General features: G+C 70.2%; 10 protein-coding genes. 1 reads left to right on the forward strand and 9 read right to left on the reverse strand.

Translation table 11 applies throughout. The annotated features are described in order from the left end of the window. Window positions 1-57 precede the first annotated feature (57 nt). Window positions 58-552 (forward strand): hypothetical protein, encoded by a 495-nt coding sequence (locus tag OXU32_03895; protein ID MDE0073110.1) that lies wholly within the window; start codon window positions 58-60, stop codon window positions 550-552. A 67-nt stretch (window positions 553-619) separates the two neighbouring features. On the opposite strand, the gene OXU32_03900 is transcribed toward OXU32_03895, so the two are convergent. From OXU32_03900 to OXU32_03940, 9 genes are all read right to left on the reverse strand, one after another. Next, the gene (locus OXU32_03900; protein ID MDE0073111.1) at window positions 620-1141 is read right to left on the reverse strand and encodes an RES family NAD+ phosphorylase; all 522 of its coding nucleotides are present in this window, start codon (window positions 1139-1141) and stop codon (window positions 620-622) included. A gap of 44 nt (window positions 1142-1185) precedes the next feature. Beyond that, window positions 1186-1344 carry a hypothetical protein gene (locus OXU32_03905; protein MDE0073112.1) on the reverse strand — a complete coding sequence of 53 codons (159 nt, stop codon included), beginning with the start codon at window positions 1342-1344 and terminating at the stop codon, window positions 1186-1188. Between the two features lie 149 nt (window positions 1345-1493). Next, window positions 1494-3614, reverse strand: coding sequence for a trehalase family glycosidase (locus OXU32_03910; GenBank protein ID MDE0073113.1), 2121 nt, complete (start codon window positions 3612-3614; stop codon window positions 1494-1496). 63 nt (window positions 3615-3677) lie between these two features. After that, a complete protein-coding gene (locus OXU32_03915; GenBank protein MDE0073114.1) occupies window positions 3678-4499 on the reverse strand; it encodes a carbohydrate ABC transporter permease in 822 nt (273 codons plus the stop codon). Next, entirely contained in the window at window positions 4492-6369 is a 1878-nt protein-coding gene (locus OXU32_03920; protein MDE0073115.1) for a sugar ABC transporter permease, read from the reverse strand. Before OXU32_03920 ends, OXU32_03915 begins: the two co-directional genes overlap by 8 nt. After that, entirely contained in the window at window positions 6366-7679 is a 1314-nt protein-coding gene (locus OXU32_03925) for a sugar ABC transporter substrate-binding protein (GenBank protein MDE0073116.1), read from the reverse strand. The genes OXU32_03920 and OXU32_03925 overlap by 4 nt, the downstream gene beginning before the upstream one ends. Further along, window positions 7676-8785, reverse strand: coding sequence for an ABC transporter ATP-binding protein (locus OXU32_03930; protein MDE0073117.1), 1110 nt, complete (start codon window positions 8783-8785; stop codon window positions 7676-7678). Before OXU32_03930 ends, OXU32_03925 begins: the two co-directional genes overlap by 4 nt. Before the next feature lie 20 nt (window positions 8786-8805). Then, on the reverse strand, window positions 8806-11106 hold the full coding sequence (locus OXU32_03935; protein ID MDE0073118.1) for a hypothetical protein: 2301 nt from the start codon (window positions 11104-11106) through the stop codon (window positions 8806-8808). Window positions 11107-11379: 273 nt separating this feature from the next. Next, entirely contained in the window at window positions 11380-12114 is a 735-nt protein-coding gene (locus OXU32_03940) for a hypothetical protein (protein MDE0073119.1), read from the reverse strand. Between the last annotated feature and the right edge of the window lie 108 nt (window positions 12115-12222).

The raw sequence follows: 12222 nt of genomic DNA on the forward strand, positions 1-12222 counted from the left end.
AAGTAGTTAGACGATTTCCTGCCGTGATTCTTCTCTCCGTAGAGGCGCTACTGCGGCGTGTGCCGGGAGCAGTTCGCGGCTGTCGATGGACGGGATCTGCTCGAGATTGCCGACCCCCCGGCCGACGAGGCCTGGCGCCGGTTCCGGTGGGACAGCGTGACGGGAGCCGTGCGGGGACTCGCCGAGGCGGTGCACCGGCACGGCAAGCCGATCACCGCGGCCGTCTTCCCGACGCCAACCATTGCCCGCACGCTGGTGCGGCAGTCGTGGGACGAATGGCCTCTGGACCGCTTCTTCCCGATGCTCTACCAGGGGTTCTACCTGGAGGACATCGCGTGGATCGGGGATGGGGTGAGGGAGGGGGTCGCGGCTCTCGCGAGGCGAGGTGGCACGCCTCTCTGCGCGGGGCTCTATCTTCCGTCGCTGGATCCCGCGCAACTGGCCGAGGCGGTGAGGACGGCCAGGTCCGCCGGGGCAGTAGGCGTTTCCCTGTTCGAGATGGACGGCCTGAGCGACGAGTATCTGGCGGCGTTGAGGGCGGCGTTGGCGTAGCCGGCGGTAGCGGCACCCCGGAATCTGCCAGACGGGGCACCATGCAGATGGCCTGACGCTTATCCCCTCAGATCGCCACGGGCATACCGAGCGCCGCGGCCGCCTCCTGAAGCGCCCGGTTCTCCGCCGAAAGCACCTCGGGGCTGCCGAAGCGCACGCCTGCGTTCGTGCGGGCCGTGAAGAGGACGACACCGTGCCAGTCCCCCCGGAAGCTGGACCACCACCGCAGGCCGGCGTGGCCACGGTCCCAGATCGACGCCGCGATCGCCTGGGTCCGCCGCCGATGGCGTGAGGCAACTCGATCCGCACTCAATCCAAGGCGGCCGAGAACGTCCGGTTGGCAGAGGTCGGCCAGCCCCGACGCCGCCTCTGACGGCATCTGCACCCCGACCAGCGCCAGGGGACGCCCGGCGCGCAACAGGTGGGGTCGGCGCAGAGGGCGGTTGCGCCAGGGCTGGATGGCCTCCGCAATCGCATGTTCAGGCGATTCGGCCACGTAGAGCACGGAAGAACAGGATACCGGCAGGTCGAAGCGCCCCCGACCAGTGGTCGGCGGGACGAAGGACGGAGAGAACAGGCGTCCCTCCATCACGTCCGGATCCCAGGGGAAGACGCGCCAGAACAGAGCCAGGATCAGGCGAAGACGCCGGACTTCATGGCTTCCACCGCTCCGACCACTTCTGCCAACTGGCTCCGCTGGATGAAGTACGACGGGGTGGCTCCGTTCAGGTGGGCGTTCGCCCCGGTGAGCCATTCCTCGATGATGTCCGTGTCCAGCCACCGGAGCAGCATCTCGACCACCAGCGCCAGCCCGGCCAGGCGGTCGGCGTTGTCCCGGTCGGGACGCTGGCCCTGCTCACGGCAGGCGCAACGAAAAACGGTGCGTAGCGGGTCAATTACCCATGAATTAGACCGGTACGCACCGGATAACGGTGCGACCTCTATCGTGAGAACTCAACCGTCCGCGGCCGACCCGCCACGCGGAGTCCCTCGATGCGGGCCCAGACCGGAGCTTGAGAGCCGCCGCTTCCGACTTCGGTCATGGCGTCCCGTCTCGATTTGCAGCCAACAAACGCGGGCAGCCGGGAGCCGATGCGCAGTCCGCGCCAGGGGCAGGCATTGACGAACTCCTCGATGGCGCCAAGCGCGAAGAGCGGCCCCCAACTCTGGAAGCGGTGACCACGTCCCCGGCCACTGCGCGCGTCGAAGTTCTCGCGGCAGAACCCGGTGCGCCGGCGGTCGGCCAGGAACATGAGCGCGCCCCTCCACGCGAGCGAGCCGGCCAGTTCGCCGAACCCGTAGCGGCGCAGTCCCTGGAGCACGAGGTAGTTCATGGGCGGCCAGATGGAGCCGCGCCAGTACTGCTGGTCGTCGAACGCGGGGTCGTCGCGCGCAATCGTGGGCAGCACCCATTCTCCCCAGAAGCGAGCGGGATCGCGCAGCACGCCAACCATGCGCCGCGCCTGACGCGCCGACGGCACGCCCGCTGTCAATGGCAGGAAGTTCGACGCCGCCACGCGCGGGGACCGACCCGCAGGCAGCTCGTCGAGGTAGAGACCGGCAGTCTCGGACCACAGCACCCGGTTCATCGTCGCGACGAGGCGGTGGCGCTCGTCCGCGAGCTGTCGCGAGGCCGTCGGATCGCCCAGGATGCGGGCGATTCGTGACAGGCACTCGAGGTCGAGGGCGCGGTAGCTGCAGAGGTCGACGGCGGACATGGCGAGGGTTTCCCGCTCCGGATCCCACTGCGCCTCTTCCCACAGCGGCAGGTCGTCCTGGCCCGATTCCCACGCCGCGCGCTGGTGGCCGCTGGCGCCCACTTCCCACTCGGGGAGTTGCTCGCGTTCCGGAACCGCCGCCGTATCCGAGCCCCAGGCGAACAGTCCCGGCGTGAGTCCCTCACGGCGCGGGCGTCCACGCTTGTCGGCCGTCCACCAGTCGCTCCACGCGCGCAGCCCGGGCCACGCGGCGGCCAGCGCGTCCTTATCGGGGCACACGTGGTGGAGCTTCAGCGCCGCGAACGATCCGACCGGCGGCTGGGAGCGGTCGGGCGTGCCGGCGTGCCGGCTCCTCCAATTGGGCACGTTGCCGTTCGGGTAGCGCGATTCGAGCCCCGTCAGGAGAGCGTCCCAGGCCAGGCGGCTCGACACGGTGGCGAGTTCGAGGGCGTTGAAGAAGGAATCCCACCCGAAGATGGTCCAGTCGTCGGGAGCTAGGTCGCCGTCCCGCGCGTTGTCTCCCGGTGCGCTGTCCTGCGATCCGCTGTCGTGCGATCCGCGGTCCCCCGGTTCGCCGTCCTGCGGGGCGCCTTCCTCCGGTTCGCCGTCCCCCGGTATTGGATCCTTGGGCGTCGGAAAGATCCAGCGGCGGCCGGCCGGGGCGTAGAGGCGGCCGGTTTCCGGTTGCAGGAGGACAGTCCACATCAGGTTGTCGGTGACGGCTTCCACCAGCCCTTCCGCGGCTCCTGACGAACGAGGCCGGCGCCGGTCCCAGTCGGCGTGCGCTTCGTCGATCCAACTGTCCAGCCCGGGGAGAAGGCGTCGGGCGCGGGCCATGGCGGCCGAAGCGGACCGGTGGCGATTTGGCGCCGTGGCGGATCTGGACGGCATCTCTCTCGGCTCCCAGGCGACCACCGTGGCCACCCGCCCATCCGCGGAAGGCTCGAAAGCCGCGGCGACCTCCACGCGTCGGAGTGAGGCACGCCAGCCGTCGGGCGCATTCTCCCATCGTGCGTGCCATCCCCAGGGATCGTCGCCCACCAGCTCCACTCGGCCCCGCGCCCGCGCCACTGCCCGCAGCGCCACGGCCTCCTCCCGGCGCGACCACTCCAGAATCAGCGTACTCTCCCGGGGGCGGGAGGCGGGCGACGGCTCGGCCGCGAGATCGAACTCCATGCGCGCGTAGCTGCCGTCCGGCGCGTGGGGACCGACCCGGCAGACCATCCAGTACCAGTCCTCCAGGTCCCTGCGCTGGCCGTCCGGCGTGGTGAAGACGAGGCGGAGACCGATGCCCTCGTCGGGCCCGGCTGCGAACACCAGGCCGGCCCATCGACGTGCCTCCAAGGCTCCAACGCGCATCATCCCATCCAACGCATGCGGACGAAGAGCATCGGCGCGCGCCCCACGCTACCTGATCCCCTCCAACTGAATCCCCCTCACGAAGTACCGCTGGGTGAACAGGAACAGGAGCGCGATGGGCAGGACCGCGGCGACGCCGGCCGCCATCTGGTAGGGCCAGTTGATCTCGTAGGTCGAATGGAAGGCGGCGATCCCCACCTCGACCACGCGCATTTCCATGGACCGCGTGACCAGGAGCGGCCAGAGCAGGTTCTTCCACGCATCGACGAACGCGAACAGTGCGAGCGTGGCCACGGCGGGCTTCGCGAGCGGCAGGGCGACGTTCCAGAAGATGCGCAGGTGCCCGGCGCCGTCCACGCGCGCCGCGTCCTCCAGCTCCCGGGGCACGGTCCGGAAGTACTGTCGCATGAGGAAGATGCCCCACACCGAGACCAGCTCGGTGGAGATGAGCCCCTGATAGGTGTCGATCCAGTCGAGGGCGTCGATCACGAGGAAGCGGGGGATGAGGACGACGACCGCCGGCACCATCATCGTCGACAGGAAGAGCATGAAAAGGCCCTCGCGTCCCGGAAAGTCGAGCCGGGCAAAGGCGTATCCGGCGCCAGCCGAGGTCGCGACCTGGCCCGCCGCCACCGCGGTCGCGAACACCAGCGAGTTCAGGAAGTAGCGCCCGAAGGGCTGCGCCGTCAGCGCCTCCGGATAGTTCGACCAGCGAGGCGCCTGCGGCAGGATGCTCCCGCCGGAGAAGACCTCGAGCTGTCCCATCAGGCTCGTCAGCCCCATCCACAGGAAGGGCGACGCCATGACGAGACACGCCCCGGCGAGCAGCAGCCCGCGGGCCATCCGGGGTACGACGGCGCCGTCAGTCATGGGCTCGGCGCGCATCGAGGAAGCGGAAGTGCAGCCAGGTGGCGGCGAACACGACGGCGAACAGGAGCCAGCTCATCGCGGCCGCGTTGCCGAACTGGAGGAACTCCCACGCCTCCCGGTAGATGTGATATACGGCGACATCGGTGGCGCCCAGCGGGCCGCCCTCGGTCATCACGTAGACGAGCCCGAAGACCTGGAAGGAGCCGATAATCGACGTGACCAGCACGAAAAAGAGGGTGTGGCGCAGGCCGGGCAGCGTGATGTGGCGGAAGCGCTGCCACGGCCCCGCGCCGTCGACCCGGGCCGCGTCGTACCAGTCGCGCGGGATCGCTGCGAGGCCCGCTTGGAAGACCACCATCTGATAGCCCACGACCATCCAGATGCCGATGATCATGAGGCTTGCGAGCGCGGTGTCGGGTGACGTGAGCCACGGGACGGACCCGAGTCCGGCGCGCTCGAGACCCCGGTTCGCCAGCCCGTACTGGTCGCTCAGCAGCCACTTCCAGACCACCGCAATCGCCGCCACGCTCGTTATGCCGGGGAGGAACAGGGCGAGCCGGGCCCAGCGCAGCGCGCGCCTCGATCCCCGGGTCAGGATCGCGAGAGCGAGGGCGATGGCCATCGCCACGGGCACGTGCAGCGTGAACAGCGCCGTGTTCCCGATCGCCGACCACCACTCCCGGTCGCGGAGCAGCGCCGCGTAGTTGTCGAAACCGAGGAAGAGGGGCACGGGGTCGATGAGACGCCATTCGTGCAGCGAGATCCACAGCGAGAAGAGGAGCGGCCCGAGGGTGAAGGCGAGGATGAGGGCTGCTGCCGGCGCGAGGAGCCCCCAGGCGGCCAGGGTTCGGCGCAAGGCGCGGGGGCGGGATGCGAGCTGCACGAGGTGGAGGACGAGGACCACCAACAGGCCGGCAAGCCCGCCCGCCGCCGCCAGCGCGAGGGTGGGAGACGCCGTGCGCTCGTATCCGAGGAAAGCGACGTGGATGTCGGCGGTGCGGGCCACGTGCCAGGTGGCGCCGTCCGCTTCCACCGTGTGCGGCGCGATGGCGGGTGTACCCGCGGAAGCGTCCTGAGCGGTGGGTGATGGCGGGGCGACGGTCTCCACATCGCGTTCGGGCATCGCGGAGAGCGTCGTGGAGGCCGTCGGGGCGCCTCGTTCGGGCGAGGCGGCGATGGCTGCAGCGACCGCGGCCGGCATGGTCCACTGCTCGGTCGGAGAGTCGAGCGACGGGTCCTGCGCCCACGGGAGCTGAGCGACCCGAGCGGCCCCGTCCGGACCCGCGCCAGTCGCCAGGGCGATTTCGATGGCGCGAGCGCCTTGTGCGGCGGTACCGGCGCTCAGCGACCTGAGTTCGCCATCCGCCCACCGTCCGGCGGCGACCGCCGTCAGGCCCATGCAGCCCAGGGAGAAGAACGCGATGCCCACCGGGTAGCGCGTGCGCGTGGGCCCGCGGCGCCGGCCCAGAACCCACCCCGTGACAACCATCAGACCCGCAAGCGCGATGGCGATGGCTGTGACCGGGAGAGCACCACGGGGACCATCCGCTGCATCCGGCGCGACCACGATCCAGACAGCGGGGTCGAGCGCGCCGGCCTCGTAGGCGTACGCCCCCGGTCCGGACTCGGCGCCACCGGCGTCAGCGCCGGTGATCGTCGCCCGCTCGCGGAGCAGACCGGCCACGGCATCGGCGCCGCCCCCCTCCTGCTCCCACAGCGCGGCCGCCATGCGCGCCTCGGTTTCGGCCGCGCCGACCCGCGCATTTTCCACCCGGCCCGCGGCCACGACCAGGACGAGCGCGAGGCCGGCCGCCAGCACGACGGCGGCGAGGGAGTCCAGAACCGGCTGACGCACAGCCACGCCGCTCACCACCCGAACTCCGCGTCGATGCGGCGGGCGACGTCCGCAGCACTCGATGCAAGCGCCTCCCCGCGCACCAGGCGGCGGTCCATGATCTCGACCGCCAGCGCCTCGATGCGGGAGAAGTCCCGCACGCGGGCGCCCCACGTCATGCGCGCGCCCTCCACCAGCGCGATGAACGCGTCCTCGACCCCCGTCCCGTCCGCAGCGGCGATCTCGGCCGCCACATCCATCCGGGATGGAATAGCCAGCCCCGACCGCGCCCGGATGCGCTGCGCTGCGGGCGAGGCGAGGAACCCGGCCAGGTCGATCGCCCGGCGCAGGTTCGGCGCGTTGGGCGGCACGGCCCACCCCGAGGCGTAGAGCACGCTGGTTGCCGCTGCCCGCGAGGGATGGTGCGGAATGGGGACGATGGCCAGGTCCAGCGCGCCGGCCTGCACCAGGTCCCGGAACACCGGAAGCGTCCAGTGGCCAGAGAGGAGAAACGCCTGTCCCCCCGACGCAAAGCGCGCTTCGCGCGCCGGATCTCCCTGCTGGACGAACTGCGCTCCCGGGGTGAGGCCATCCTCCGCCAGGCCCGTGAGGAAGCGGTAGGCTTCCAGCGCTCCGGGTCCGTCCAGATACCCCGCCGTCCCGCTGCCGCCGGGCGCGAGGATGTCGCCTCCCGCCGACCACACGAACGGAATCCACTGGTACAGGTTGCGCGGGAAGTCGAACCCGAACACGTCCGCCCGGCCATCGCCGTCGGCGTCGGTGACGACTTCCTCCGCGGCCCGCCGGAAGTCCGCCCAAGTCCAGCCGGGCGTGGGCGCCGAAGCGACCGGCAGCAGATCTTCCACCCCCGCGGCCGCAAGCACCCGCCGATTCGCGTACAGGACCATCGGCGTGAAGTCCTTCGGCAGCGCGAACATGGATTCGCCCCGGCGAAACGCGTCCGCCACCTGCGCGAAGACGCTATCCGGCCGGAAACCGAGCGCCTCGCCGTAGGGCGTGAGATCCAGCGCCAGCCCGCGCTCCACGAAGGTGGGGATGTCGGGCGAATCGAGCAGGTAGACGTCGGGCGGCCGCCCGGCCGCGATCGAGGTCAGCAGCCGCTCTTCGTATCCGTTGGGGGCCGACTCGAGCACGACCCGCACGCCGGGGTGCAGCGCCTCGTAGCGGTCGGCCACCTGCCGCTCGATCTCCAGTTCGTGGCCCCCGGCCCAGAGCGCCACGCGCAACGTGGTGCCTGGTTCGCCGGAAGAGCAGGCCGCCATGAGAACGAGCGTCGCGAGGACGACAGTGGCCAGCACGAGGTCCTGCCACCGCCTGCTCCTCATCGCGAGACCCCCCGCTCCGCCGGTCTCGGCACGCCCTCCTCGCGGCGGCCATCCGGGCCGAACAGGTGGCTGCGCTCCCAATCGACGGAAACGCTCACCCGGTCGCCGGAGGCAACCCGCAGCGCAGGCGATGCGCGCGCCACCCAGGCGGCATCGCGCGGACCGTCCAGATGCACGCGCTGCTCGCTGCCCAGCGCCTCCACGCGAAGCACCGTTGCCCGGAAGTCGCCCGTCCGAGTCGAGCCACCGGACGCGTCGCCATCAGCCTCGCCCGGTCCCGCGACCGCGAGATCCTCCGGCCTTACCGCCAGCGTGGCCCGACTCAGGTCCGGCGGCCCCGCAAGCGCAAACGGACCGCCTGCAAGGCGTCCCCGGTCATCGCGGGACAGCGGCATCCGATTGATGGGCGGCGACCCAACGAAGCCCGCGACGAACAGGTTGTCCGGTCGCCGGTAGACCTCATCCGGCGTGCCCACCTGCTGCAGCCGGCCGCGATCCATGACCGCGACCCGCTGGCCCAGCGACAGCGCCTCCACCTGGTCGTGGGTCACGAAGACCATGGTTGTACCGAGGCGCCGGTGCAGGGCGGCGATTTCGTCGCGCGTCCGCAGGCGCAGCTCCGCGTCCAGGTTCGAGAGCGGCTCATCGAACAGGAACACGCCCGGATCGCGCACCATGGCGCGTCCCAGAGCCACCCGCTGGCGCTGACCCCCCGAAAGCTGGCCGGGCTTCCGCTCCAGCAAGTCCCCGAGCCCGAGTGCGGCGGCGGTCTCCGCGACGCGCCGCTCGAGCTCCGCGCGCGGCGTTCCGCGCACGCGCAGGCCGAAGCCGAGATTCCGGGCGACGGTCATGTGCGGATAGAGCGCGTAGCTCTGGAACACCATCGCCACGTCGCGCGCGCCCGGCTCGACATCGTCCACTCGCCGTCCGCCGATCCACACCTCTCCCGAGGTGGGTGCCTCGAGCCCGGCGATGAGGCGCAACAGCGTGCTCTTGCCGCATCCCGATGGCCCCACCAGCACCATCAGCTCTCCGGGCCGGACCTCGAGGTCCATCGGCTCCAGAGCCACGACATCGCCGAAACGCTTCCCCACGCCGCGCAGCACGACGCCCTGCCCGGCGCGGCTCACGGAGCCCACGGCACCCGCAGGGGCTCGCTACGCGATCCTCCAAACTGTTCGCCGTCCACGGAGACGCTCACTCCCCCGGGTTCCACTTCGACATGCAGCGTCCGGCCTCGCGCGATAACCGGCCCCAGCGACACGCGGGCGGGACCATCCGGCAGCGGCCTCACCTCCATGCCCGACGCATCCACGTGAAGCCCGGCGAATCCGCGCGCCATCAGATCGATGATCCAGGAGTGCTGATAGTCGTCGATGCCCCGGAAGTGGCAGGCGCGACCCGTGTACGGGTTGTAGTGCTCGAAGCAGTTGGGCCGGCCGGGATCGCCATCCGTGAACATCATGCGCGCGAAGCGGATGAGCATGTCGGCCGCGAGCCTGCCGGCCCGCTCGCTGCCGCCGCGCCAGCAGCGTAGCAGCCCTTCGATCACGTGGCTCGTCGTCATCGGCCACACCCGTCCGTTCCAGGGACAGTTGCGGCGTTTTCCGCGCCAGATGCCCTCCGCAGAGAAGCGCGGATCGTCCACGCTGGACGACGGCAGGGGGAAGGGGGTGCCGAAGGTGGCGGGATCCTCGAGGTGGTCAAGCAGGGCGTCGAGGCGGGCACGGCCCACGCGTCCGGTGAGCAGCGGGTAGAACCCTACCGCCGCCTTCACGCCGGTACGTTCGCCGGTGCGCCCGTCCACGTCGGTGAACAGCCGAGCCTCCGCCGACCACATGCGTTCGTCGATCGCCTCCCAGCAACGGTCCGCGAGCCCCCGCCATTCGGCCTCGTCGCCCGGCCGTTCCAGACGCCGCGCCACCGACCCCAGGGCGCGGAACAACTGGTGCGCGTACACCGTGACGTCGATCCCCTTGAGGCGGAGCCGGGGACGCCATCCCGCCACGTCGGCCTCCTCGTCCACGGCCATGTACCGCGACATGTACTCCTGTCCCGTCTCGAAGTGGTTTGTGACCGTGAACATCCCCGACGACTCCGGGTCGCGCGCCGCCGTCAGCCAGCCGGCGTAGCGCGACAGTCCCTCGTAGCAGCGCCCCAGCGCCGCCGCATCGGGCTGCATGTCGTCGACCGCGAGCAGCGCGTCGCCCCAGTTGGCGTGATAGAAGTCGGTTCCCTCGAGGCGTTCGGGATAGAGCCGACCGTGAAAGGAGCCGTCGGGCTTCTGGTTGTCGACGAAGTTCAACAGCGAGCCCCACGCCTCCCGCCCGCCTCTGCGCCAGCGCATCTCCATCATGTGGCACTGCGCGCTGTAGGTGATCGGCACGTGGAAGTACTCCGGGCCCTCGGCGATGGCCGGGTGCCGGATCGGGTCCCATCGACCCTCGACGCGGTTCAGGCCCAGGCCGTAGATGCGGTAGTCGAAGTAGCGGTCGAGGTATGGATCACCACACCGGAAATGAGGGAAATCGGCGAAGAAGGATTCCCAGGTGGGCTGGTGCGTCGGCAATTGCGAAGCCGCGCTTCTGGATTGGGCACCATCCGGCCTGAGCGTCAGTCTGATGGTCGGCGAATTGCCGTCGTCGATCCCCGCCAGCGGAAGGGCGACGGCGATCCAGATCCACCCGGATCGGCTTTCGTCCACTTCGGAGTGCAGTGCCCCATCGGGTCTGGACACGAAGGCAGCGCCCGCGCCGGACACAGGGTCGAAGCCCGCGCTTTCTCCTACGGTGCCGGACGCGTGATCGGCGGTCGCGGGGGTTCCAATCCCGCCTTCCGCAAACGGCGAATGCCGCCATTCGGGCTCGCTACGCCCCTCGGACGCCGCGATGCTCCTCCACGCAGGCGAAACCGAGCCCCCGAGCTCCATGCGCAGCACCAGTTCCTGCCCGCGCCGGTCCGACACGGTCCGCGTCCAGCCCACGCCGCCTTCCGTGGACACCGCCGCACAGGTCGCGTCGGCCGGCTGCGCCGTGAAGCCGACCAGGTGACCCTCGAATCCGCGGGGAATATGCCAGGACGATTCCAGGATTCCGCCCGGCAACACCTGGCGCCGCTCCTCGACGAGGACGCCTCGCTCATCCAACCACGCGGCGTCCAACCGCCCGGGCCGCCACCTGAGCGCGGCCGACTCACGGCCGCCCGGCCCCCGCCTCGCTCCACGGAGGGGGTTTTCCCGCCCATCGGGACGCACGAGCGCCACCGAAAACCCCGGACCGACCTCGTGCTGCAGCACGTGCACGGGATCCCAGAACCCCGGCCGGTGCAGCCGGCGCGGGAACGGCGGCGCCCAAACCACGCCGTCCAGCCCCCCCAGAAACCACTTGTCATCACGGGCCAGCGCCGCGATGCGTGCCCTGGGGGACACGGAGGGACTTGGCCTCACGATACCGAGACCCTGACGACGTACGGAACCTCGAACTCATCGACAATCGATGGAGGACCGGGGTGCGTGAGTGCGGGTTCCGGGCGGGACATGACCCGATCCTCCTGACCGGCGGGGGCAACGAAGGCGCGAACGTTTCAGAGGACAACCTCGAAGGTACTGTTCGAGCCTCCGGGATGTCACGCACACGCGCGCACCGCTGTTGGCCGCGGGAATCGGGACTCCGCTGCCGGAAGGCTACGATCCGGAGTGGAGCTAACGGCCGGCGCGCCACCCGGCATTGGCCGCCCATTTGTCGCGGGCGTCTGCGTACGCTTGATAGTCTGCCGGAGGTGTTTGTCCCTCGGCAGCCGCCTGGCTCCTAGCGTCCTCGATCTGTTCTTCCAGCGGCGGGAGGCCGACCGCGTCGCGGCGTTCGGCAAGCTTGTGCGGATCTTCCACGCCGCCCGGTGAGAGACTCCCTTCGGCGTCCCAATCGAGCTGAGTGCCGTAGCGCTGCGGGCGGCCCTCGAAGAATCGGATCCGGTCCTCCAGCATGGCGGCGTGCGCAGGATCCGCCTTCCCTTCTCGTGCCGCCGCCGTGAGAAGCGGCAGTGTTCGCCGGAGCAGGTCGGGCTCCGAGATCGCGTGCTGGAGTATCAGCCAGGCCGCCTCTGCTCCGTCAGAACCGACCACGTCGGAACCCGGCCATCCGACCGACTCGATGATGCGCCGAAGCCGCCGGGCATTGCGTTGGTGCACCTGCGCCATCCGAGGTTCATAACCGGCGTTGAAGAGCTTGCCGGACGCTGCGAGTTCGGCACGCACGGAGCGGTCCAGCCGGGCCATCTCCAGGAGATCGCGCCGCAGGGGCCGGGGCTGGCTCGACTTCCCGGAGACGGTGTGGTGTGCCACATGAGCGGACGCCCGGCGATTCGTCGCGGGGCGGTTCTTGTCCGGTCCGCTGGTCACGGCGCCAGCAGGCTTGGGGCCCGTATCGTCCTTGGTCATCGTTTGTACCTACTGTCACCACCAGCCGTCTGCCGCGAGGCATGTCGTCGCCTGAGCGGTGGTACGTTACAGTTCTCATCCAATGATCCTTGGCTTTCGCCACCGAGG

The sequence above is a fragment of the Gammaproteobacteria bacterium genome (assembly GCA_028819075.1).
Classification (GTDB): Bacteria; Gemmatimonadota; Gemmatimonadetes; order Longimicrobiales; family Gaopeijiaceae; genus BD2-11.